Origin of the sequence: Terrabacter ginsenosidimutans (genome assembly GCF_039539425.1) — a bacterium.
In the GTDB taxonomy this organism is placed as follows: Bacteria; Actinomycetota; Actinomycetes; order Actinomycetales; family Dermatophilaceae; genus Terrabacter; species Terrabacter ginsenosidimutans.
The window spans coordinates 278,324-301,217 of sequence record NZ_BAABDC010000005.1 but is presented as its reverse complement, the minus strand read 5'-3'; the positions used below and the strand labels follow the sequence as shown (position 1 = coordinate 301,217).

The window sequence follows — 22,894 nt, the reverse complement described above, 5'->3', positions numbered from 1 at the left end:
TGGGACGTTTCCCGCCGCCCCGTGATCATCGCCACGATCGCCCGCGAGGAAGGCATCACCGGGGTGCACACGCACGTGCGCCAGCTTCGGCGCTACCTGGAGCGATCCGGCGAAACGAGCGAACTGCTCACGCCCCACGACTGGTCTCGTCGTGGTCGGCTACACGGCCTCGTGCTCCTACCGCTGTTCGGCGCCCGCGTCGTTCTCGAGCGGCTGTGGGGTCCAGGCCACGTGTGGTGGTACCGAACGTCGCACGAGTTCTTCCTACGACGGGTCCTGCAACGGCGTCTTGCGGGTGCGGGGACGTGCACGGTCTACGCGCAGTGCCCGGTCGCAGCACGGGCAGCCCTTGCCGCGCGCTCCGACCCCCGGCAACGCGTCGTCCTGGCGGTTCACTTCGGGATCTCTCAAGCCGACGAGTGGGTGCGCAAGCGGCAGATCAGGAAGGGCGGGGCGATCTACCGCTCCATACGCAGGACTGAGCGTGCGGTCGTCCCGGCGGTCGACGGCCTCGTGTTCGTGTCGCCGTGGGCACGAGAAGCGCTCAGGGAGTGGTTGCCTGAAGTCGATGGCGTGGAGGGCCGGGTCGTCCCCAACTTCGTCTCCTCTCCGTCGGTCGACCTAGAGGAGACGGCGAAGGGCGGCGACCTGGTGTCGGTCGGCAACCTGGATACGGGCAAGAACCATCGCTACCTGCTGGACGTTCTGTCGGCCGCGAGGCGTGCTGGGCACGCCTATTCGCTCGACATCCTGGGCCAGGGGGAGGAGCGACAGAGTTTGCTGCGGCTGGTCGACCAGCTTGATTTGGGGAAACAGGTCCGGCTGCTGGGTTTCCGCAGGGACGTCCAGCAGCGACTGCCTGAGTACCGTGCCTACGTCCACGCGTCCTACGTCGAGACGTCCTCGCTCGCGATCATGGAGGCGATGGCGGCCGGGCTCCCTATTCTCTCGTCAAGCTCGGGAGCGCTCGCCGAGCTCTTCGACGACCCGGCGGAAGGGCGCTTCTGGCCCCTCGACGACCCAGCGGCCGCTGCACGCATCCTCATCGGACTGTTGGAGGACCACGAGGAGCTTGCTCGGGCGGGGCGCGCCGCGAGAAGGAGGTACCTTGCGGAATACGACGCCGACACCGTCGCCCCTCGGCTGCTGAGCTTCCTGACGGCCGCTCGAGCGGAGGGCAGGGGATCGCTCACCGATCGATGACGGCCGTGTCCGAAGGGGGCCTCGCGTCCTCGCCGGTGCGGGGAGGCTGACGGTGCGCCTTGCGCCGCAGGGCAGTTCGGCTGTAGCCGGCCACCACGGCGAAGGCCAGGAGCAGACCTCCGACGAGGTCGGTGAGCCAGTGGGCGCCGGCGACGAGCAGTGCCGTGGTCAGCAGTGCGGTCGCGGCGAGCACCGGGGCCCAGAGCCACCAGCGCACCCTTGGCCAGCAGACGAGCAGGCAGCCGGAGAGGCACACGACCAGGGCGACCGTGTGACCCGACGGGTAGGCGCCGCCGCTCTCCGTCACGTAGCCGTGGGGGTCGGGTCGGTGCACCGCGACCTTCGTGGCGAGGGCGACGACGCCCGACACCCCGGCCAGTGCCAGCCCGAGGAACGACGGCCACCAGGACCTGCGCCACAGCGACACGACCACTGAGGTGACGGCGAGGAGAAAGTACATGCGGCTGGGTCGCAGCCGGCTCATCCAGGGACTCCACAGGACCTGGGCGTCGTTCCACGCGTCGCCGGGGCGGAGCCGGTGCAGGACCGCCTCGTCGAGGGCCTGCGTGGCTCCCGTGACGACCAGGAGGGTCAGCAGCACGTAGAGCACGCAGGACCCGAGAGCGAGCCACGTGGGGAGGCTCCAGCCGGGTCGGGAGCGGCTGGCTCGGCGGCGGCCCACACCCGCAGTGGGGCTCACCCAGCCACCCTCCGGATCACCACCATCGACCCATGCTGCAACGGCGTGACGCCGCAGCACACCGCTTTCGCCGAATCCGCCCTCGGTGACGGCCGTTCGACGGCCGGCGCGGGGCCCCTACACTGGAGGGCCTGATGCCGCACCCATTGCTGTCCGCCTTCAGGGCGCTTCCCGATGTCCGTCATGTCCTCGACCAGGTGGGCAGGGCCCGTCTCGTCGACGTCTCCGCGAGCGACGGCGCGCGGCCGTTCCTCGTCGCCGCCCTGGCCCAGCAGGCCGAAGCCCGCGGTCCTGAAGCCCCGTCCGACTCCGCTCCCGTCGTCGTGGTCACGGCGACGACGCGTGAGGCCGAGGACCTCGCCGGCGCCCTGGGGCTGTTCCTCCCGACCGACCGCATCGCCGTCTTCCCGTCGTGGGAGACGCTGCCGCACGAGCGGCTCTCGCCGCGCAGCGACACCGTGGGCCGGCGACTGGCGGTGCTGCGACGGGTCACTCACCCCGATCTGGACGACCCGGCATACGGCCCCCTCTCGGTGGTGGTGGCCCCGGTGCGCGCCATCCTCCAGCCGCTCACCAAGGGTCTCGGAGACCTCGTTCCCGTCGCCCTGCGCGCCGGCGACGAACGTCCGCTCGAGGACGTCGTCGACGCGCTCGTCGCGGCCGCCTACACCCGCACCGACCTCGTCGAGCGGCGCGGCGAGTTCGCCGTGCGCGGCGGCATCCTCGACGTCTTCCCGCCCACCGAGGAGCACCCGGTCCGCATCGAGTTCTGGGGAGACACCGTCGAGGAGGTGCGGTGGTTCAAGGTCGCCGACCAGCGCTCCCTCGAGATCGCCGACCACGGCCTCTGGGCGCCGCCCTGCCGCGAGCTGCTGCTGACCGACGACGTGCGCGCCCGCGCCCGCGCGCTCGCCGACCATCTGCCCGGGGTGTCCGAGATGCTCTCGAAGGTGGCCGAGGGGATCGCCGTGGAGGGCATGGAGTCCCTCGCACCGGCCCTCGTCGACGGCATGGAGTCGGTGCTCGACGTCCTGCCGCAGCGCTCGATCATGCTGGTCGCCGACCCTGAGCGGGTCCGGCGCCGGGCGCACGACCTCGTGGCGACGAGCGAGGAGTTCCTCGAGGCGAGCTGGGCCAACGCGGCCGCCGGCAACCACGTTCCCGTCGACCTGCAGTCCCTGCTCGGCAGCGCGTCCTACTGGTCGCTCGCCGACGTCCGCGCGCTCGCCCAGCGCAGCGGGCGCGCCTGGTGGACGCTCACGCCCTTCGCGGCCGACGCCGACCTCGTCATCGAGGACGACGACGTCGACGAGCGCCTCGCGGTGCGCACCACCGACCCCGACGCCTTCCGCGGTGACACCGACCGCGCCGTCGAGCACCTGCGCGAGCGGGTCCGCGACGGCTGGGCGGTCGCCGTCGTCACCGAGGGTCCCGGTCTCGCCAAGCGCGTCGCCGAGGTGCTCGGCGAGCACGAGGTCGCCGTGCGGCAGCTCGACACCTCTCGCGACGACTCGTTCGAGCCCGGCTCGGTCCACGTCACGACCGCCCCCCTCGGGCGCGGCTTCGTCCACGAAGGCGCCCGCGTCGAGGTGCTCACCGAGACCGACCTGACCGGCCAGCCGGGCAGCGGCACGTCGACGAAGGACATGCGGCGTATGCCGTCCCGCCGGCGCAACCAGGTCGACCCCCTCCAGCTGCGTCCCGGGGACCACGTCGTCCACGAGCAGCACGGTGTGGGCCGCTTCGTCGAGATGATGCAGCGCACCGTCGCCGGCGCGACGCGCGAGTACCTCGTCATCGAGTACGCCCCGAGCAAGCGCGGCCAGCCCGGCGACCGTCTCTTCGTCCCCACCGACCAGCTCGACCAGGTGACGAAGTACGTCGGTGGCGAGGAGCCCACCCTCAACAAGATGGGCGGGTCGGACTGGACCAAGACCAAGTCGCGGGCCAAGCGCTACGTCAAGCAGATCGCGGCCGACCTCATCCGCCTCTACAGCGCCCGGCAGGCCACCAAGGGCCACGCCTTCGCGCCCGACACCCCCTGGCAGCGCGAGCTCGAGGACGCCTTCTCCTTCGTCGAGACCCCCGACCAGCTCATCAGCATCGACGAGGTCAAGGCCGACATGGAGAAGCAGGTCCCGATGGACCGGCTCATCTGTGGCGACGTCGGCTACGGCAAGACCGAGATCGCGGTTCGCGCCGCGTTCAAGGCGATCCAGGACGGCAAGCAGGTCGCGGTGCTCGTGCCCACGACGCTCCTCGTGAGCCAGCACCAGCAGACCTTCGCCGACCGCTACGCCCAGTTCCCGGTCAAGGTCGCCTCGCTGTCGCGCTTCCAGAGCGACAAGGAGGCCAAGGACGTCATGGCCGGGATGGCCGACGGCACCATCGACCTCGTCATCGGTACGCACCGGCTGCTCGCCAAGGACGCGAAGTTCAAGGACCTCGGCCTCGTCATCATCGACGAGGAGCAGCGCTTCGGCGTCGAGCACAAGGAGCTGCTCAAGACGATGCGCACGGCGGTCGACGTCCTGTCGATGTCGGCCACGCCGATCCCGCGCACGCTCGAGATGGCGGTCACCGGCATCCGCGAGATGTCCACTCTCGCAACGCCGCCCGAGGAGCGTCACCCGGTGCTGACCTTTGTCGGCGCCTACGACGAGAAGCAGATCACCGCGGCCGTCCGCCGCGAGCTGCTCCGTGAGGGCCAGGTCTTCTTCGTGCACAACAAGGTGAGCAGCATCGAGAGGGCGGCCGCCCGCCTGCGCGAGCTCGTGCCTGAGGCCCGCATCGCCACGGCGCACGGCCAGATGGGTGAGCACCGGCTCGAGCAGGTCGTCGAGGACTTCTGGGAGAAGCGCTTCGACGTCCTCGTCTGCACCACCATCGTCGAGACCGGTCTCGACATCTCCAACGCCAACACCCTCATCGTCGAGCGGTCCGACATGCTCGGCCTCAGCCAGCTGCACCAGCTGCGCGGGCGCGTCGGGCGCGGGCGCGAGCGGGCCTACGCCTACTTCCTCTACCCGCCCGAGAAGCCGATGACCGAGACGGCCCACGACCGGCTGCGCACCATCGCGAGCAACACCGACCTCGGGTCCGGCATGGCCGTCGCGATGAAGGACCTCGAGATCCGTGGCGCCGGCAACCTCCTCGGCGGCGAGCAGTCCGGTCACATCCAGGGCGTCGGCTTCGACCTCTACGTCCGGCTCATCGGCGAGGCCGTCGCGGACTTCCGCGGCGACTCCGTCGACCTGCCGGCCGAGATCAAGATCGAGCTGCCCGTCGACGCGCACCTGCCCCACGACTACGTGCCGGGGGAGCGGCTGCGTCTCGAGGCCTACAAGAAGATGGCGACGGTCGAGACGTTCGAGGCCGTCGACGAGATCGAGGCCGAGCTGCGTGACCGCTACGGCGCACCGCCCAAGCCCGTGCAGAACCTCCTCGAGGTCGCCCGGCTGCGGGTCGTGGCCCGCGCCGCCCGCATCGGCGACATCGGGGTCCAGGGCAAGGTCGTGCGCTTCGGCCCGGTCAAGGAGCTCCGCGACAGCCAGCAGCTGCGGCTCATGCGCCTCTACCCGGGCACGCTCGTCAAGGAGGCCCTCGGCACCATCCTCGTCCCCGTCCCGATGACGGCGCGGGTCGGGGGCAAGCCGCTGCGCGACGTCGAGGTGCTGACGTGGGCGCGGCAGCTGATCCAGGCCGTCCTGCTCGACGACATCGCGGCAGCATCGTCGGCGTCGTCCGCATCGTCGGGTGCGGCCAGGTCTGCCGTGGGAGCACCGTAGGATGTCAGACGCATCCGCCAGAGGAGGAAATTCGTGAAGGCTTGGTCTGCTCATCCCGCGAGGCGCGCGGCCGTGGTCGGCGTCGCTGCGCTCGGTGCCGTGTCGCTGCTCGGCGGGTGCGGCTTCGAGACGCGCCAGCAGGCTGCCGCCGTCGTCAACGGCAAGGTCATCCACGAGTCCGACGTCCGTGAGACGTTCGATCAGCTCAAGGCCGCCAAGCTCGACTTCGCCGAGAACATCGTCGTCACGGCCCTCGTCGCGGCCCCGCTGCTCAAGGACGCGGTCGCCACCTCGGGCAGCTGGAAGCCCGACGAGACGTATGCCTCGGTCATCTCCTCGATCCCCGGAGCCACCGACACGACGAAGGAGTTCGTCGCGGCGGTCGCTCTCATCCAGTCGCAGAAGATGACGCCGGCCGACGTCGCCGCCTACCGCGCCGACCTCAAGAAGGCGAACATCTCGGTCAACCCGAAGTACGGCTCGGTCGTGCCGTCCGACCAGGGCCCGGTCTACTTCACGCTCGGCCAGCAGACGCCCAACTGGGTCAAGCCGGCCGCCAACGCTGCTCCGGCCACCGCGCCGGCCCCTGCGCCGGCCCCCGCCCAGTAGTCCTGCGTCGCCGTCGTGACCGCCCGCGTCGTCCTGCTCGTCACGACCCCGCGCATCGCCCCGGGACTGCTCACGCGTGAGGCGTGGAGCACTCTCGAGCAGGCGTATGCCGTGTGGGGCCGTCCCGACGAGCCGCAGGTCGCCGCGCTGGTCGAGGCCGGTGTCGAGGTGCTGTCCCGCGAGGAGGGGCACCCGGCCGACCTCGCCCGCGACCTCGTCACTGCCTCCGAGGTCGGTGACGTCGTGTGGGTCGGCTCCTCGGACGGCGACCCGGGTCTCAGCGATGCCATCGCCGTCGAGGTGACCCGGCTCCCAGAACCGCCCGACGTCGAGCTGCTCATTGGCTCCTTCGACGTGCCGGGTTCGCGCCTGCTCGACGTCGTCGCGGTCATGGACCGCCTGCGCTCGCCGGGCGGGTGCCCGTGGGACGCGAAGCAGACGCACGCCTCGCTCGTGCCCTACCTCCTGGAGGAGGCCCACGAGGCGATCGAGGCCATCGAGAGCGGTGACCCGACGCACATGCAGGAGGAGCTCGGCGACCTGCTGCTCCAGATCGCGTTCCAGGCCCGCGTGGCGCAGGAGCACCCGAGCGAGCCCTTCGACATCGACGACGTGGCCGGAGGTCTCGTCGACAAGCTCGTGCGTCGCCACCCGCACGTCTTCGCGGACGTCGACGCCGAGACCGCCGAGGCCGTCGAGGCCAACTGGGAGATGATCAAGGCCGGCGAGAAGCAGCACCGGTTGCACCCGCTCGAGGGTGTCCCCGCGGCGCTCCCGGCCCTGGCCCGGGCGGAGAAGTACGTCTCGCGCCTGAACCGGTCCGGCCGCGAGGACCTCGTCGACGCGGCCGTCGCCGGCGGCGACCTCGGCGCCCGACTGCTCGACCTCGTCCGTCGGGCGAGGGCCGAGGGTGTCGACGCCGAGGCGGCCCTGCGCGAGACCCTCCGACGCCTCGACGCCGCGAGCGCCGCGAGTGCCACGAGTGCCACGGACCCTGCGACCGGAGAAGCCTCCTGCGACGCCTGAGCCGAGCGGACGGCATACGTCCTCGGGGGCTGCCTCAGTAGGCGCCGTTCGGCCGGAAGACCGCGTGGATCGTCTTGGCCATGATGGACAGGTCCTGCACGATGGACCAGTTGTCGACGTAGTAGAGGTCGAGGCGCACGGTGTCGTCCCACGAGAGGTCGCTGCGGCCGGACACCTGCCACAGGCCGGTCATGCCGGGCCGGACGTGGAGTCGTCGCTGGACGTCGGGAACGTAGCGGCGCACCTCCGCCGGCAGGGCGGGACGTGGGCCGACGAGGCTCATGTCGCCGTTCACGACGTTGATCAGCTGGGGCAGCTCGTCGATGGAGTAGCGACGCATGAACGCCCCGACCTTGGTGATCCGCGGGTCCCGCTGCGCCTTGAAGAGCACGCCGTCGGCGTTCTGGTTGAGGTGCGTGATGCTCGAGAGCTTCGCCTCGGCGTCCACGACCATGCTCCGGAACTTGAGGCACTCGAAGAGCTCCCCCTCGCGACCGACACGGGTCTGACGGAAGAGGACCGGGCCGCCGTCCTGCAGCTTCGTGGCGATCGCGAAGACGATCATGACCGGGGCCGCGAGCAGCAGCAGCAGGGTGGCACCGACGAAGTCGAAGGCACGCTTGAGGCCGCGGGAGGCGCCCAGGCTCTGGGGCTGCTCGACGTGCACGAGGGGCAGGCCGCCGACGGGTCGCATGGCCATCCGGCCCGAGCTGATGTCGCTGAGACTCGGGACGACCGCCATCTGCACCTGGTGCCCCTCGAGGTCCCACGCGATGCGGCGGAAGTCGGTCGCCGACGGGAACGCCCCCTCGGTGAAGACGACCATGTCGGCCTTCTCGGCGAGGACCGACGAGGCCGTCTCGGCCGTGGTGCCGACGACCGGCACCCCCTTCGGCGTCGTTCTGGCGGGCTGCGACGACGGCACCAGGGCGCCGACGATGCGGTAGCCGAGCCACTGCTCCCGCTCGAGCACCGCGGCGACGTCGTCGACGTGTGAGACCGAGCCGGAGATGAGCACCCGCGTCAGCAGGTGTCCGCCCAGGTGGGCGTGGTGCACCAGACGGCGCGCGTACCAGCGCCACAGCAGCACCGTCGGCAGCCCGATGGCGAAGATCAGCACGAAGAAGCCTCGCGAGAGGTCGAACTTCGTCAGGTAGCTGAGGATGCCGATGGCCCCGGCCGTGAGGCCGGCGGCGCTGCACACCCTGGCGTACTCGATCGTGCCGACGCCGAGATGGCTGCTCGTGTAGGTGCCGAGCGCCAGGTTGGCGAGCATCCACGCGACCACGATCCACAGGCCGACCGACTGGGCGACCTGGTTGACGTCGTTCGAGAACTCGAAGATCTCGAGTCTCGTGCGCCCGACGGCCGCCAGCGCGGTCGCCGCCGAGATGATGACGAGGTCACCGCCTGCTATCCCCAGCTGCAGCAGGCGCTGCCCCCGACCCCTCTCACTGAGCGGCTGCGTCACAGGACGCGCGCTCACATCCAGTAGTACGACCCCCGACTCGCGCATGGGTTGACCCATGTCCACACCCCACCCCCGGCACCCACTGGTGCCCTATTCACGACCAGCTCCACCCCCCCGGATGGTTAGTTGTGAGTATGCCTGCAACTGGTCAGGCTTCGGTAAGGAAACAGTAAAAAAGAATTGCCGGATAGAGACTCTTTTGTCCCCGTGCCCGATACGTACCGGTCTGTGCCGCTTGGCATTACACCTGCCCGTATGCCGGGTCGCTCCGACGGCCCGCGACCCCCACGGGCTAGGCTCGTCCCCAGCACCGGTGCTCGGCGTGCGCGTGGGTCGTGACCATCGCGAACGGTGCGCCCCGACACGCACGGAGCCGTGGATCGCGTTCGTCGCGACCCTCCACATCCATCTCGAGCAGTACCAGCACAGGAGAGCCAAGTGGCCAGCATTGAGGAGATTGGCGCCCGCGAGATCCTGGACTCGCGCGGCAACCCCACCGTCGAGGTCGAGATCCGTCTCGACGACGGCACGTTCGCTCGCGCGGCCGTCCCGTCCGGCGCCTCCACCGGCGCCTTCGAGGCGTCCGAGCGTCGGGACGGCGACAAGGGTCGCTACCTCGGCAAGGGTGTCGAGCAGGCCGTCGACGCGGTCATCGAGGAGATCAACCCGCGCCTCGTCGGCTTCGACGCGAGCGAGCAGCGGCTCATCGACGCCGAGATGATGGCGCTCGACGGCTCGGCGAACAAGGAGAACCTCGGCGCCAACGCCATCCTCGGCGTCTCGCTGGCCGTCGCGCACGCCGCGGCCGAGTCGGCGGGTCTGCCCCTCTTCCGCTACGTCGGCGGCCCCAACGCCCACGTGCTGCCCGTCCCGATGATGAACATCCTCAACGGTGGGTCGCACGCCGACTCCAACGTCGACATCCAGGAGTTCATGATCGCGCCCATCGGCGCACCGACCTTCCGTGAGGCCGTGCGCTGGGGTGCCGAGGTCTACCACGCGCTCAAGAAGGTCCTGAGCGAGCGTGGCCTCGCCACGGGCCTCGGCGACGAGGGCGGCTTCGCCCCGAACCTCGAGTCCAACCGCGCCGCGCTCGACCTCATCCTCGAGGCGATCAAGGCCGCCGGGTACGAGCCCGGCCGCGACATCGCCCTCGCGCTCGACGTCGCGGCGTCCGAGTTCTTCGAGGACGGCTCCTACGCCTTCGAGGGCGCCAGCAAGTCGGCCGCCGAGATGGTGGCCTACTACGCGGAGCTCGTCGACGCCTACCCGCTCGTCTCCATCGAGGACCCCCTCAACGAGGAGGACTGGGACGGCTGGAAGTCCATGACCGAGCTGCTCGGCAGCAAGGTCCAGATCGTCGGCGACGACCTCTTCGTCACCAACCCCGAGCGCCTCGGCCGTGGCATCTCCACCGGCACCGCCAACGCCCTGCTCGTCAAGGTCAACCAGATCGGCACGCTCACCGAGACGCTCGACGCCGTGACGCTGGCGCAGAGCAACGGCTACCGCTGCATGATGAGCCACCGCTCCGGCGAGACCGAGGACGTCACCATCGCCGACCTCGCCGTCGCCACCAACTGCGGCCAGATCAAGACCGGCGCCCCGGCCCGGTCCGAGCGCGTCGCGAAGTACAACCAGCTGCTGCGCATCGAGGAGGAGCTCGACGACGCTGCGGTTTACGCCGGCACGGGAGCCTTCCCGCGCTTCGACGCGAGCCGCTTCGGCGCCGAGAGCTGACCTCGTGGCCGACCGCACGCCGTCCCGCCCGGGCCGCCCGTCGTCGACGGGTCGCCCGGGCGGTGGCGCGCGGCCGACCGCCGCCCGACCCACGCCGAGCTCGAAGCCGAGCTCGAAGCCGAGCTCGAAGCCGGCCCCGAAGTCCGGCTCGAAGCCGCCCGCCAAGCCGCCGGCCTCGTCCGGGGCCGTGACGGCAGCGTCAACGGGCGGCACGTCCACCGGGCGCCCCTCCTCCACGCGGTCGGGTGGCCGCGCCGGCGCGCCCCGCTCGTCGGCGACCCGCCCGGGCCAGTCACGCCCCGGTGCGTCCCGCGCGAGCCGCCCGGGAGCGGGCAAGGAGCGCCCGGCGCTGGCGGCACGCCCACGCACGCCGCAGGCCGCCCCGCCCTCGGCCTCGACGGCCTGGGTGCGCGGAGCGATCCTGATCGGCATCCTCGTCATGCTCGCCGTGACGATCGTGCCGACGTTGCGCTCGCTCGTGCAGCAGCGAGGCGACACGGCGGCCCTGCAGGACAAGGTCGCCGAGCAGCGCGAGAGCGTCCAGCAGCTCGAGCGTCAGGCGGCCCTGTGGAAGGACCCGGCCTACATCGAGGTCCAGGCGCGGGAGCGCCTCAAGTTCGTCCGCGTGGGCGACCGCGCCTACACCGTCATCGACCCTGCCGCCGACCGGGCGAGCGCTCCGGCGCCCCAGCGCCCGGTCGTGGCCGCACCCCTGGCCAACGCCGCATCGCCCTGGTACGGCAAGGTGTGGCAGTCGGTGCAGATCGCCGACCGACCCACGGCCGGGGTCACGCGCACCAAGTGACCGCGGTCAGTCCCAGCCAGACCGAGAAGTGAGCACCCGCGTGAGCAACCCCGCCCGTCCGTCCCAGCCGTCCGTCGAGACGGCTGACCTCGACGCCGTCGAGCGCCAGCTCGGGCGGCGCCCGCGCGGTGTGGCCGCGGTGGCGCACCGGTGCCCGTGCGGCGAGCCCGACGTGCTGCGCACCGAGCCCCGCCTGCCCGACGGCACCCCCTTCCCGACGACGTACTACGCGACGTGCCCGCGCCTCACCGGCGCGGTGAGCACCCTCGAGACGGCGGGCGTCATGAAGGAGATGACCGAGCGTCTCGGCCGTGACGAGGAGCTCGCCGCGGCCTACGCGAAGGCCCACGAGCACTACCTCGCGCAACGTGCCGAGCTGGGTGACGTGCCCGAGATCGACGGTGTCTCAGCGGGTGGCATGCCGACCCGCGTCAAGTGCCTCCACGTCCTGGTCGGACACTCGCTCGCCGCCGGTCCGGGGGTCAACCCGCTCGGTGACGAGGCGCTCGCGATGCTCGAGGACTGGTGGCGGCCCACGTCGTGCGCTGCCCTGCACGCGGCCGAGGACGCCGCCGCGAAGGAGGCCGGCGATGAGTGACACCACGGGCGCCGACGGCGCGACGGTCCGCGTCGGCGCGATCGACTGCGGCACCAACTCGATCCGCCTGCTCGTCGCCGACGTCGACCCCGGCACCGGGGCGCTCACCGACGTCCTGCGCAGGATGGAGATCGTCCGTCTCGGCCACGGTGTCGACCGCACCGGCGTCATCGCGCCCGAGTCGATGGAGCGCACGCTCGCCATGACGCGGGAGTATGCCGCCGTGTGCCGTGACCTGGGCGCCGCTCGTGTGCGCTTCGTCGCCACCTCGGCGTCCCGCGACGCGCGCAACGCCTCGGACTTCATCGAGGGCGTGCGCACGGCCTTCACCGAGCACTACGGCTCCGAGGTCTCACCCGAGGTCGTCTCGGGCGACGAGGAGGCCGCGCTCTCGTTCGCCGGTGCCACGAGTGGCCTGGCCGCACAGGGCGTCGCGGGCCCCTACCTCGTCGTCGATCTCGGCGGCGGCTCGACCGAGCTGGTGCGGGGCACCGACCACGTCGAGTCGGCCCGGTCGGTCGACATCGGCTGCGTGCGCATGACCGAGCGGCACCTCGTGAGCGACCCGCCCACCGACGGCGAGATCGGGGCGGCGACGCGCGACATCGACGCCGCCCTCGACCTCGCCGAGTCCGTCGTGCCGATCGACGGTGTCGCGACCCTCGTCGGCCTGGCCGGCAGCGTCACGACGATCACCGCGCACCTGCTGCGCCTCACGGCATACGACCCGGAGCGCATCCACCTCGCCCGGTCCGCGCCGGCCGACATGGTCGTCGCGTGCGACGAGCTGCTGGCCATGCCGCGCGCGCAGCGTGCCGAGCTGCCCTACATGCACCCGGGCCGCGTCGACGTCATCGGAGCCGGGGGCCTCGTGTGGCGGCGGGTCGTCGAGCGGGTCGTCGACCGCGCCGGCGTCACGGAGGTCATCACCTCCGAGCACGACATCCTCGACGGCATCGCCCTGAGCGCAGCGCGACGCGGCTGAGCCGAGCCGACGCGAGGACGTGGCGACCGTCAGCCGGGGTCAGCGGCGGGGGAGCGCCGCGGCGAGCACGGGTTCGTCGGACTGCTCGTGCGCGCGCCGGCGGTTGGCGCGCCACCTCGCGGCCATCCACAGGGCGGCCGAGACCCCCAGCGCCCACGTGCCGTTGGAGACCGTTGCGTCGACGACGCCGTAGGTGACGAAGAAGAGGGTGACGAAGACGACGGCGCGCAGGTGCTTGGCCGACAGGCGCACGGCGGCGAGGAGCAGCCCGCCCCACAGGAGGTACCACGGGTGGATGACGGGCCCCGAGGCGCACAGCACGAGCAGCGCGCCGGCCGTGGCCAGCACCGGGTTGCGGGGCGCCACCCGCCAGGTGATCCAGGCGATGCCGGCGAGACCCGCGAGCAGGCCGATCGTCTGGGCGATCGGAACCGGCGCGGACGTCACGCTCTCGGGCATGCCGGCCAGCCGCAGCAGCCACTCGACGGCGCTGCCGACGAACGTCGGAGGCGACAGCATCGAGCGCAGCGAGACCGGCACGGACAGGTTGGGGATCCAGCCCCAGCCCAGACCCGACACGGCCGTGATCACGGTGAACGTGGCAGCGGTGAAGCCGCCGTAGACGAGGCCGTGGCGGACCATCGCCCGCAGCCGGGCGGAGGCCCCGGGCGCGAGGCCGGTCTGGGCCTGCAACGCCATGCCGACGATCCCGATGAGGGCGAGCACGGCGGTCTGCTTGTAGGCGGCGGCCGCGGCGATCGTGACGGCGGCCGTGACGAACTGGCCCCGGCTGCCGAGGAGCAGCGCGAGCGTGACGAGGGCGACCATGACGGCATCGCCGTGGGCGCCGCCGACGAAGTGCATGATGACGAGCGGGTTGAGCACGCCCAGCCACAGGGCGTGGCGGCCACTGACGCCGTAGCGCTCGGCGAGGCGGGGGAGGGCGTAGGCGAGCAGGCCGACCGCGAGCAGCGCAGGCACGCGCATGGCGAGGGCCGACACGTAGGCGTTCTCGGGGAAGACGCTGACGACCAGGTGCTGCACCTGCAGCGCCAGCGGACCGTAGGGCGCGGGCGTGTCGACCCACATCGGGTCGACCTGGTCGGCGAACGGACCCGGCACCCAGAAGGGGCCGACGGCATACGGGTCCATGTTGCGCAGGACGATCTGGCCCTGCGCGGCGTAGCTGTAGGCGTCGCGGCTGAAGAGCGGCGGCGCGAGCATGATCGGCAGGCTCCACAGCAGCCACGCCAGCGAGGGTGCCTTCCGGCCGTGCACCGGGCGCATCCGCAGCCAGGCGTCGACGAGCAGGGCCATGCCGACGGCGAGCAGGATCGTCGTGAGGACCCGGCCGGCGCCAGTGCCGAGCCACTCCAGGCCGAAGCGCTCGATGAGCGGCGAGGCGGGCAGCTCGAAGGTGTCGGCCGGCAGGAAGGCGGGGCTGATCGAGCCGGCGGCCACGAGCGTCGTGCCGAGCGTGCCGCGCCGGACCATCGGGTCGGCCCACGTGCGGCGCAGGGCCGCGGCGAGTCGGTCGCCGAACGCGGAGACCCGTGGGTCGAGCGACCACGACGTGCGTGTGGGAGCAGCTGTTGTCGCGCCGGCGACACGATGCTCCAGCACCCGCTGCTCCTTCATGTGGTGAGGGGTCCGCACCCGTGGGCACGCACGGTCCATGAGGAGCTCGTAGGCAGGCCCCTGGACCTCGTTCTCTCGGCCCAGTCTAGGCGGAGCGACCCGATGGTCGCCGCGTCTCGCCAAGGCGTGAGCAGGGCGTTACCGAACCGTGCCCGGACAGCTGACGCCCGTGACGTACCCCCGGAGGGACTCGAACCCTCACCGTTGGCGATTTTAAGTCGCCTGCCTCTGCCGATTGGGCTACGGGGGCGGGAGCCCCAGTATGCCGTGGCGCCAGCCGGTGCCGACGGGCCCCCCGCGCCCGGACGCGCACGCCACGGACGCACGGAAACCGCGTCCGGGAACCTTCCGGTGGGGTGCGTTCGCTTAGTCTTGGGGACAGTCGTCACGCCCATTCGCGGGTCGTGGCACCCAGTGCTTTTAGGAGCGCACTCACATGGCAGGTGGAAACCCGGTCTTCGACCGGCTCAACAAGCAGATCGAGAAGGAGCGCTACGCCGGTTTCGGCGCGCCCCAGGGCAGTCCGCAGCAGCCGGCGCAGCAGGGCACGCAGGCCGCGACCACGGGCTATGCGACCCAGGACGCGATGACGGCGCAGCAGCTCAACGAGATGTACGCCCAGCAGAGCGCGGGTCCGGTCGACACCGGTCGCGTCACGGTCGACGACGTCGTCGTCAAGAGCCTCACGCTCTTCGTCGTCACGGTCGCCGTCGCCGGCGTGTCGTGGTTCTGGACGGCGGCCAACACCGACATGACGCTGCCGTTCTGGCTCGGCGGCATGTTCGGCACGCTGATCCTCGGCTTCGTCATCGCCTTCATGAAGAAGGTGTCGGTGCCGCTGCTCATGGTCTACGCCGTGCTGCAGGGTGCCTTCCTCGGCGCCTTCAGCCAGTACGTCGCGTCGATCCCGCAGTACGACGGCGTCGTCCAGATGGCCGTCCTCGCGACGCTGTGCGTCTTCGTCGCGATGTACGTCGGCTACGCGACGGGCTTCGTCAAGGTCAACGACAAGACCCGCCGGATGTTCTTCTTCGCCATCGTCGGCTACGGCCTCTTCTCCCTGCTCCAGGTCGTGCTGCTCATGACGGGCGTCATCGACGGCTGGGGCTTCGGTGGCAGTGGCCCGCTGGGCATCGGCCTGTCGATCCTCGGCGTCGGCCTGGCGTCGTACTCCCTGGCCATCGACTTCGACACGATCGACAACGCTGTCCGGGTGGGTGCGCCGAAGAAGTACTCCTGGCTGCTCGCGCACGGCCTGATCGTCTCGATCGTCTGGCTCTACATCGAGTTCGTCCGTCTCTTCGCGCGTCTGCGCGACTGACGCCCTCGTGACGCCTCACGGCGTGGGTTCGCCGACCCCGCACGAGGTGTCCGACGAGCTCCGGCGCGTGGTCGAGCGGTGGCACCAGCTACCGCTCGACCACGCGCTTTCGCGTATGCCGTCCGTCCGGGTCCTCGTGCAGTCGCTCGCCGACCGCGTCGCCGAGGCCCGCGGGGTCGCGGCACGCCCCGTACCCGACCTCGGCCCGGCCGCGGTCATGGACCAGCTGACCGTCATGGTCTTCGACGTGTTCCGGGCCGAGCCCGGCACGGACCCGACGCCGGTCGCGGCCGAGCTGGCCGGCATACGCCGCTCCCTCTAGCCGGCTGCCCGCTCTGGACGCGTCAGCTGGCGGATGATCTCGCCGATGATCCTGCGTCCGGTGGGGTGATCACCCCACCGCATGCAGGATCATCGCGCATTCCATTCTCAGGACGCCTCGGGCAGACGTCGAGCGGGCACCTACCCCGCGGGGTAGGTGCCCACTCGACGTGGTTCTGGGGAGTGCGTCAGCTGAGACGCTCGAAGATGACGGCCATGCCCTGGCCGCCGCCGACGCACATCGTCTCGAGGCCGAACTGGCCGTCACGCTCGCGCAGCGCGTTGATGAGCGTGCCGGTGATGCGGGCGCCGGTCGCGCCGAAGGGGTGGCCGATGGCGATGGCACCGCCGTTGACGTTGAGCTTGTCGTAGTCCATGCCGATCTGGTCGGCCGAGCCGATGACCTGCGCGGCGAAGGCCTCGTTGATCTCGTAGAGGTCGATGTCGCCGATCGAGAGGCCGGCACGCTTGAGCGCGAGGTTGGTCGCGTCGACCGGGCCGAGGCCCATGATCTCGGGGGACAGGCCGGTCGCGGCCGTCGAGACGACGCGGGCGAGCGGCTCGAGGCCGAGCTCCTTGGCCTTGGTGTCGCTCATGATGACGAGGGCCGCGGCGCCGTCGTTGAGCGGGCAGCAGTTGCCGGCCGTGACGGTGCCCTGCTGGCGGAAGACCGGGTTGAGACCCTGCACGGCCTCGAGGGTCACGCCGGCGCGGGGGCCGTCGTCCTTCGTGACGACGGTGCCGTCGGGCTTGGTGACCGGCGTGATCTCCCAGTCGAAGAAGCCGCGGCCGAGGGCTGCCTCGGCGCGGTTCTGCGACGTCACGCCCCACTCGTCCTGGCGCTCGCGGGAGATGCCGTAGGCCGTCGCGACGTTCTCGGCCGTCTGACCCATCGAGATGTAGATGTCGGGCAGCAGCCCCTGCTCGCGGGGGTCGGTCCACGTCTCGTTGGTCTCGGCGATGCGCTTCGTGCGGGCCTGGGCCTCGGAGAAGCGGCCGTTCTGCTGGTCCTCCTTGGCGCCGCCCGCGCCGGCCCAGTCGGTGTACTGCGAGACGCACTCGACGCCGGCCGAGATGAAGATGTCGCCCTCGCCGGCCTTGATCGCGTGGAAGGCCATCCGCGTCGTCTGGGCAGAGGAGGCGCAGAAGCGGTTGATCGTGGCGGCGGGGGTCGCGTCGATGTCGAGGAGCGTGGCGACGACCTTGGCCATGTTGGAGCCGTGGCGTCCCGACGGCTCGGCGCAGCCGAGGTAGAGGTCCTCGACGAGGCGCTTGTCGAGGGCGGGCACCTTGTCGAGCGCGGCCTGGATGACCGTGGCGGCGAGGTCGTCGGGACGGACCTCCTTGAGCGAGCCCTTGAAGGCACGGCCGAACGGCGAGCGGGCGGTCGAGACGATGACGGCTTCGGTCACGGGGGATCTCCTGGTGCAGCATCGACGGCCCGCCAGCGGTGCAACGGGCGACTAAGCGCTTGCTCAGTCCCCACGATGGTAGGACGTCCTCGCACCGGTTGGACAGGGCGTCGGCCATGACGTGCGTCTCGCCCGCCCGCTGGGCCGCCGTCAGGTCGGGCCCGCCAAGCGGGTACGACTCCGGGGTCCGCCCGCACGACCGTTAGGGTGGAAATGCCGGCGCCGCAGGCGTCGCACCGGGTCCGGGCACTCACGCCGGACCATCCGACAACCAGGGGGCTCGCCCACCATGAAGACCTTCACGACTCGCGTCGTCGCCGTGTCCGGCGCGATCGCGATCAGCCTCGGCGCCGCGGCCTGCTCGAAGTCCGAGACGCCCGCCACCGGCGCCAGCAGCTCCGCCAGCGCCGGCGCGTCGACGCCGGCCGGCACCACGAGCTCGACGACGACCCAGAGCAGCACCGGCTCGCAGGCGTCGGACATCCTCGACAAGGCCAAGACGAACGCGCTCGCCGCGACGTCGGGCGCCTTCGTCGGGCAGGTCGACCAGAGCGGCAAGACGATCAAGATCGACTTCAAGGGCACGAGCGACGGCAAGACCGCCGACATCTCCATCGAGATGGAGGGCGACGGCAAGGCCCGCGTCATCTCCGTCGCCGACGGCGTCTACATCCAGGGCGACGCGACCTTCTGGAAGAAGCAGGGCGCGCCGGCCTCGGTCCAGAAGGCCGGTGACAAGTTCATCAAGGCCCCGTCGTCCGCGGGCTCGATGACCGAGAGCCTCAGCCTGAAGAGCTTCCTCGAGAAGGCGTTCGGCGCGGTCACCCCGCAGCAGCTCGCCCCCACCGTCGGGAGCGAGAACGTGGGCGGCGTGGACTGCTGGGTCCTGACCGACAAGAAGGGCAAGAGCGAGGGCGCCCTCTACGTCTCGAAGGACAAGTCCGAGGTCGTGCGCTTCACGGGCTCGTCGGACAGCCCGGGCCAGCTCGACTTCTCCAAGTGGAACGAGGACCTCGGCATCAAGGCCCCCGAGGCGAGTCAGGTCATGAAGATCAGCTGATTCCCAGCACTCACGAAGGGGTCGTCCGCACCGGCGGGCGGCCCCTTTCGTCGGGCCACGGCCCGGCGTCCACCATCGGGAGGGTCAGCGCAGGACGGCGTCGCCGACGGTGTCGTGAGCGGTGTCGTCGGTGGTGCCGACGGGGGCGTATGCCGTCCCGTCCGTCCCGGGGCGGACGCCCGCGCCGTCGTCGGCGGCACCCTGCGCCGCGGCGCCCACGTGGACGGGTGCCGGCACGGTCGGGCGGATCCGGTGCAGCAGCACCGCCCAGCGCCCGTGGGCCCCGCGGGACTGGCCGCCGACCTCGGCCGGAGCGACCTCGGTGCCGGGCTGGGTGACGGCTCTCGTCGCAGCCACGGCGAGCGGCCCGACGCTCTCACCACGCCGCAGGTTCGGCTCCGTCGGCGTGCTGCGCTCGCCGAAGAGGTCGAGGGCCGCGCTCACGCTCGGCAACAGGGCCGCGGCGACCCGGGCGTAGCCGGCGGGGCTCGGGTGGAAGCGGTCCTGGCTGAACATCACGTGCGGCTCGGCGGAGAAGGCCTCGCTCAGCAGGTCGCCGACCGACACCGCTCGGCCGCCGGCCTCCACGACGGCCACCGTCTGGGCGGCGGCAAGGTCGCGGGACCAACGGCGCGCGAGCAGGCGCAGCGGCTGCGGCACGGGCTCGATGGCCCCGAGATCAGGGCACGTGCCGACGACGACCTCGGCACCGGCCTCGCGGAGGCTGCGCACCGCCATCTCGAGATGGCGCACGGCGACGGACCTGTCGATGCGGTGGGTCACGTCGTTGGCGCCGATCATGATGACGGCGACGTCTGGCTCTGGTACGGCTGCGAGGACGCGCTCGACCTGCTCGTCGAGGCCGGGGGACTCGGCGCCGATCACCGCGACGTTGGTCAGCTCGACCGGACGGCCGCTGAAGGCGGCGATGCCGTTGGCGATGGTCGCCCCGATCGTCTGGTGCGGGTGGTCCGCGCCCATCCCGACGCCGGTCGAGTCGCCCAGCACGACGAACCGCAGGGCGGCTCCCGAGCCGGAGCCGTAGTCGCCGCTGTCCGAGGGGGCGCCCTCGAAGCGCTGGCCCACGATGCGGCGGGCCATCATCGCCTCGACGCGCAGGATCCCGTAGCCGAGGGCGCCGAGTGCGCCGAGGCCCGCGACGCCCACCCCGCCGCCGTAGGCGGCTGCCTGCGCGATCTTGCGCGCGCGTCGTGCACGCCCCATCCCGAAGCCCCCTCCTGTGTCGTGGTCCGCTGCCCGTCCCGGATCACCACGGTAACGCCCGGGCTCGACGGTCCGTGCCGGGTTCGGCGGCCTTCAGGGGCAGCGGCCGGGGCATTGGGGCGGCCGCGTGTCTCGATCAGTGGGACGGCCCTCCTAGGATGGGCGCGTGAAGTACGCAGAGAACGTCGCCGACCTCGTCGGCAACACGCCCCTGGTCAAGCTCGGCTCCGTCGTCGCGGACGCGGGGGTGAGGTGCACGGTGCTGGCGAAGGTCGAGTACTTCAACCCCGGCGGCTCGGTCAAGGACCGCATCGCGCTGCGCATGGTCGAGGCCGCGGAGCGCGAGGGGCTGCTCAAGCCCGGCGGCACGATCGTCGAGCCGACGAGCGGCAACACGGGTGTGGGCCTCGCCCTCGTCGCGCAGCGCCGCGGCTACCACTGCGTGTTCGTCTGCCCGGACAAGGTGAGCCAGGACAAGCGGGACGTGCTCAAGGCCTACGGCGCCGAGGTCGTCGTGTGCCCGACGGCGGTCGAGCCCGAGCACCCCGACTCCTACTACTCCGTCTCCGACCGCCTCGTGCGCGAGATCGACGGCGCGTGGAAGCCGAACCAGTACTACAACCCCGAGGGCCCCAACAGCCACTACCTGACGACCGGCCCCGAGATCTGGCGCGACACCGACGGCCGGATCACGCACTTCGTCGCGGGCGCCGGCACCGGCGGCACGATCAGCGGCACCGGCAAGTACCTCAAGGAGGTCAGCGACGGCGCCGTCCGCATCATCGCCGCCGACCCCGAGGGGTCCGTCTACTCCGGCGGCACCGGTCGTCCGTACCTCGTCGAGGGTGTCGGTGAGGACTTCTGGCCCGGCGCCTACGACCCGTCCGTCGTCGACGAGGTCATCGCCGTCAGTGACGCCGACTCGTTCGAGATGACCCGTCGCCTCGCCCGTGAGGAGGGACTGCTCGTCGGTGGCTCGTGCGGCATGGCCGTCGTGGCCGCGCTCCGCGCCGCGAAGGACCTGCCCGAGGACGCCGTCATGGTCGTCCTCCTGCCCGACTCGGGCCGCGGCTACATGAGCAAGATCTTCAACGACGAGTGGATGCACTCCTACGGCTTCCTCAACGACCACACCGAGGAGACCGTCGGCTCGGTCCTGCGCGGCAAGTCGGGCGACATGCCGGCCCTCGTGCACACGCACCCCAACGAGACGATCCGCGACGCGGTGCAGATCCTGCGCGAGTACGGCGTCTCGCAGATGCCCGTCGTCAAGGCCGAGCCGCCCGTCATGTCGGGTGAGGTCGCGGGCTCCGTCAGCGAGCGAGCCCTGCTCGCAGCCCTCTTCACCGGCCACGCGCACCTCGCGGACTCCGTCGAGAAGCACATGGAGCCGGGCCTGCCGCTCGTCGGGGCGGGCTCGCCCGTGTCCGCGGCGCGCAAGGAGCTCGAGGACTCCGACGCGATCCTCGTCGTCGAGGACGGCAAGCCGATCGGGGTGCTCACGCGCGCTGACCTGCTCGGGTTCCTCGCCGACTGATCTGCGGTCAGGCTTCGCCTGAGACCACGTATGCCGCTGGGCTCGCTTCCACGAGAAGCGAGCCCAGCGGCATACGTGCGGAGAAGTGTGTGTCTCAGGCCTCTTGTGTGGCCTTTGCCTCGGCCTTCTTCGCCTGCTTGAACTCTCGTACCTTGAGCAGCGAGTCGGCGTCCACGACGTCGGCCACCGACCGGAAACCGTCGAGGGCGTAGTCGCCGGCCGCCGACTCCCAGCCCTCGGGCCGGACACCGAGCTGCTTGGCCAGCAGCGCCACGAAGATCTGGGCCTTCTGCTTGCCGAAGCCGGGCAGCTCCTGCACGCGCCGCAGCAGCTCCTTGCCGGTGCTCGCCTCGGTCCAGAGGCGGGTGACGTCACCGTCGTAGCGGTCCTCGACGAGGGCGGCGAGCTCCTGCAGGCGCGCTGCCATCGATCCCGGGAACCGGTGGATGGCCGGCGGGGTGCTGGCCATCGCCTTGAACTCGTCGGGGTCGGCAGCCGCGATGGCCGCGGGGTCGAGCGTGCCGAAGCGGCTCAGCACCTTGTAGCCGCCACGGAAGGCGTGCTCCATGCCGTACTGCTGGTCGAGCATCATCCCGACGACGACGGCGAACGGGTGCTCGTCGAGGACCTGGTCGGCAGCCGGCTCGTTGGCGATGTGGAAGCCCATGCACGCATGCTCTCACGCGCCCGTCGACCGCCGGCGGGACCTGACCACGCGACTACGTAGACGTGAGCCGGACCCACGACCCGCGTCCGTCGGCGACCACTCCCGCGCCTGCGGTGAGGGCGCCGACGAGTCCGCGCACGGACTCCCCGGTGCCGGGCGCGACCGCGAGCTCGAGGACGAGCTCGCTCACGCCCCAGCTCGTCGAGGTGACGGCACAGCCCGGCTGCCCGCGCAGGGCGTTCTCGACGCGGGGCCCGTCGAGGCCGCTGACCGTGACGACGAGCCCCTCGCGCCGCTCGATGGTCACCACGGTCCCGGCGTCGACGGCTGCCGACACGGCGTCACCGTAGGCGCGGATGAGGCCGCCGGTGCCGAGCAGCGTCCCGCCGAACCAGCGGGTCACGACGGCCACGACCTCCGTCAGGCCGCGCCCGGTGAGGACGTCGAGCATGGGGGCGCCTGCCGTGCCCGAGGGCTCGCCGTCGTCGTTGCTGCGGCGAGTTGCACCGTCGGCCCCGAGCACGAAGGCGGTGCAGTGGTGTCGGGCGTCCCGACTGCGCGAGCGAACCTGCTCGACGAACAGCCGCGCCGACTCCTCCGACGACGCCGGCCCGACGTCGCAGACGAACCGCGACCGCTTGACCTCGATCTCGGCCGTGGCCGGTGACGCGAGGGTCAGGTAGTGGCGTGGCGGGCTCAGCGTCATACCTTCCCCAGGTGCTCGGACCGGACGTCTCGAGTATGCCCGCAGCCCGGGGAGCGCTCCCCATTGCACCGATCGTCGCGGTC

General features: G+C 71.3%; 19 protein-coding genes and 1 tRNA gene. 12 read left to right on the top strand and 8 right to left on the bottom strand.

What is annotated here, in order from left to right; translation table 11 throughout:
* Positions 1-21: 21 nt before the first annotated feature.
* Positions 22-1,203: a glycosyltransferase family 4 protein gene (locus tag ABD831_RS16360; protein ID WP_344948928.1), complete on the top strand. Its 1,182-nt coding sequence runs from the start codon at positions 22-24 to the stop codon at positions 1,201-1,203.
* On the opposite strand, the gene ABD831_RS16355 is transcribed toward ABD831_RS16360, so the two are convergent.
* Entirely contained in the window at positions 1,190-1,903 is a 714-nt protein-coding gene (locus ABD831_RS16355) for a phosphatase PAP2 family protein (RefSeq protein WP_344948925.1), read from the bottom strand. The genes ABD831_RS16360 and ABD831_RS16355 overlap by 14 nt on opposite strands.
* A 134-nt stretch (positions 1,904-2,037) precedes the next feature.
* Between ABD831_RS16355 and mfd the strand changes: the two genes are divergently transcribed.
* The 3 genes from mfd to ABD831_RS16340 are packed head-to-tail and all read left to right on the top strand — an operon-like array spanning position 2,038 to position 7,326.
* The gene (gene mfd / locus ABD831_RS16350) at positions 2,038-5,691 is read left to right on the top strand and encodes a transcription-repair coupling factor (protein ID WP_344948921.1); all 3,654 of its coding nucleotides are present in this window, start codon (positions 2,038-2,040) and stop codon (positions 5,689-5,691) included.
* Between the two features lie 33 nt (positions 5,692-5,724).
* Positions 5,725-6,300 carry a hypothetical protein gene (locus tag ABD831_RS16345; protein ID WP_344948918.1) on the top strand — a complete coding sequence of 192 codons (576 nt, stop codon included), beginning with the start codon at positions 5,725-5,727 and terminating at the stop codon, positions 6,298-6,300.
* 15 nt (positions 6,301-6,315) lie between these two features.
* On the top strand, positions 6,316-7,326 hold the full coding sequence (locus ABD831_RS16340; RefSeq protein WP_344948915.1) for a nucleoside triphosphate pyrophosphohydrolase: 1,011 nt from the start codon (positions 6,316-6,318) through the stop codon (positions 7,324-7,326).
* 34 nt (positions 7,327-7,360) lie between these two features.
* Here ABD831_RS16340 and ABD831_RS16335 read toward each other — a convergent pair whose 3' ends face one another.
* The gene (locus ABD831_RS16335; RefSeq protein ID WP_344948912.1) at positions 7,361-8,812 is read right to left on the bottom strand and encodes a sugar transferase; all 1,452 of its coding nucleotides are present in this window, start codon (positions 8,810-8,812) and stop codon (positions 7,361-7,363) included.
* Positions 8,813-9,235: 423 nt separating this feature from the next.
* Between ABD831_RS16335 and eno the strand changes: the two genes are divergently transcribed.
* From eno to ABD831_RS16315, 4 genes are read left to right on the top strand one after another with little or no spacing between them, the layout of a single operon-like run.
* A complete protein-coding gene (gene eno / locus ABD831_RS16330) occupies positions 9,236-10,537 on the top strand; it encodes a phosphopyruvate hydratase (RefSeq protein ID WP_344948910.1) in 1,302 nt (433 codons plus the stop codon).
* 4 nt (positions 10,538-10,541) lie between these two features.
* Positions 10,542-11,342: an FtsB family cell division protein gene (locus tag ABD831_RS16325; protein ID WP_344948907.1), complete on the top strand. Its 801-nt coding sequence runs from the start codon at positions 10,542-10,544 to the stop codon at positions 11,340-11,342.
* A 40-nt stretch (positions 11,343-11,382) separates the two neighbouring features.
* Positions 11,383-11,940, top strand: a complete 558-nt coding sequence (locus ABD831_RS16320) for a DUF501 domain-containing protein (protein ID WP_344948905.1) — start codon at positions 11,383-11,385, stop codon at positions 11,938-11,940.
* Complete coding sequence (locus ABD831_RS16315; RefSeq protein ID WP_344948902.1) at positions 11,933-12,925, top strand: Ppx/GppA phosphatase family protein; 993 nt, start codon at positions 11,933-11,935, stop codon at positions 12,923-12,925. The genes ABD831_RS16320 and ABD831_RS16315 overlap by 8 nt, the downstream gene beginning before the upstream one ends.
* Positions 12,926-12,964: 39 nt before the next feature.
* On the opposite strand, the gene mptB is transcribed toward ABD831_RS16315, so the two are convergent.
* Both mptB and ABD831_RS16305 read right to left on the bottom strand, forming a co-directional pair.
* Complete coding sequence (mptB, locus tag ABD831_RS16310) at positions 12,965-14,548, bottom strand: polyprenol phosphomannose-dependent alpha 1,6 mannosyltransferase MptB (RefSeq protein ID WP_344948900.1); 1,584 nt, start codon at positions 14,546-14,548, stop codon at positions 12,965-12,967.
* Between the two features lie 190 nt (positions 14,549-14,738).
* Positions 14,739-14,813 (bottom strand) — tRNA-Leu (locus tag ABD831_RS16305).
* 186 nt (positions 14,814-14,999) lie between these two features.
* Between ABD831_RS16305 and ABD831_RS16300 the strand changes: the two genes are divergently transcribed.
* Both ABD831_RS16300 and ABD831_RS16295 read left to right on the top strand, forming a co-directional pair.
* Complete coding sequence (locus tag ABD831_RS16300; RefSeq protein ID WP_344948897.1) at positions 15,000-15,884, top strand: Bax inhibitor-1/YccA family protein; 885 nt, start codon at positions 15,000-15,002, stop codon at positions 15,882-15,884.
* 22 nt (positions 15,885-15,906) lie between these two features.
* Positions 15,907-16,206, top strand: a complete 300-nt coding sequence (locus ABD831_RS16295) for a hypothetical protein (protein WP_344948894.1) — start codon at positions 15,907-15,909, stop codon at positions 16,204-16,206.
* A 187-nt stretch (positions 16,207-16,393) separates the two neighbouring features.
* Here ABD831_RS16295 and ABD831_RS16290 read toward each other — a convergent pair whose 3' ends face one another.
* Positions 16,394-17,617: an acetyl-CoA C-acetyltransferase gene (locus tag ABD831_RS16290; protein WP_344948892.1), complete on the bottom strand. Its 1,224-nt coding sequence runs from the start codon at positions 17,615-17,617 to the stop codon at positions 16,394-16,396.
* 289 nt (positions 17,618-17,906) lie between these two features.
* On the opposite strand from ABD831_RS16290, the gene ABD831_RS16285 reads away from it, so the two are divergent.
* On the top strand, positions 17,907-18,677 hold the full coding sequence (locus ABD831_RS16285; RefSeq protein ID WP_344948889.1) for a hypothetical protein: 771 nt from the start codon (positions 17,907-17,909) through the stop codon (positions 18,675-18,677).
* Positions 18,678-18,761: 84 nt separating this feature from the next.
* Here the strand turns inward: ABD831_RS16285 and ABD831_RS16280 are convergent, their stop codons facing one another.
* Positions 18,762-19,901 (bottom strand): SGNH/GDSL hydrolase family protein, encoded by a 1,140-nt coding sequence (locus tag ABD831_RS16280; protein WP_344948887.1) that lies wholly within the window; start codon positions 19,899-19,901, stop codon positions 18,762-18,764.
* A gap of 166 nt (positions 19,902-20,067) precedes the next feature.
* On the opposite strand from ABD831_RS16280, the gene ABD831_RS16275 reads away from it, so the two are divergent.
* Complete coding sequence (locus tag ABD831_RS16275; protein ID WP_142178803.1) at positions 20,068-21,438, top strand: cystathionine beta-synthase; 1,371 nt, start codon at positions 20,068-20,070, stop codon at positions 21,436-21,438.
* 94 nt (positions 21,439-21,532) lie between these two features.
* On the opposite strand, the gene ABD831_RS16270 is transcribed toward ABD831_RS16275, so the two are convergent.
* Together ABD831_RS16270 and ABD831_RS16265 are read right to left on the bottom strand one after the other, a co-directional pair.
* Positions 21,533-22,105, bottom strand: coding sequence for an HhH-GPD-type base excision DNA repair protein (locus ABD831_RS16270; protein ID WP_344948883.1), 573 nt, complete (start codon positions 22,103-22,105; stop codon positions 21,533-21,535).
* Positions 22,106-22,157: 52 nt separating this feature from the next.
* Entirely contained in the window at positions 22,158-22,811 is a 654-nt protein-coding gene (locus tag ABD831_RS16265) for an IMPACT family protein (RefSeq protein WP_344948880.1), read from the bottom strand.
* Between the last annotated feature and the right edge of the window lie 83 nt (positions 22,812-22,894).

What these genes read in the sequence shown, in the direction of transcription:
- mfd (WP_344948921.1), top strand. Translation starts at nt 2,038, where the DNA reads ATGCCGCACCCATTGCTGTCCGCCTTCAGGGCGCTTCCCGATGTCCGT.
- ABD831_RS16315 (WP_344948902.1), top strand. Translation starts at nt 11,933, where the DNA reads ATGAGTGACACCACGGGCGCCGACGGCGCGACGGTCCGCGTCGGCGCG.
- ABD831_RS16300 (WP_344948897.1), top strand. Translation starts at nt 15,000, where the DNA reads ATGGCAGGTGGAAACCCGGTCTTCGACCGGCTCAACAAGCAGATCGAG.
- ABD831_RS16285 (WP_344948889.1), top strand. Translation starts at nt 17,907, where the DNA reads ATGAAGACCTTCACGACTCGCGTCGTCGCCGTGTCCGGCGCGATCGCG.
- ABD831_RS16280 (WP_344948887.1), bottom strand. Translation starts at nt 19,901, where the DNA reads ATGGGGCGTGCACGACGCGCGCGCAAGATCGCGCAGGCAGCCGCCTAC.
- ABD831_RS16270 (WP_344948883.1), bottom strand. Translation starts at nt 22,105, where the DNA reads ATGGGCTTCCACATCGCCAACGAGCCGGCTGCCGACCAGGTCCTCGAC.
- ABD831_RS16265 (WP_344948880.1), bottom strand. Translation starts at nt 22,811, where the DNA reads ATGACGCTGAGCCCGCCACGCCACTACCTGACCCTCGCGTCACCGGCC.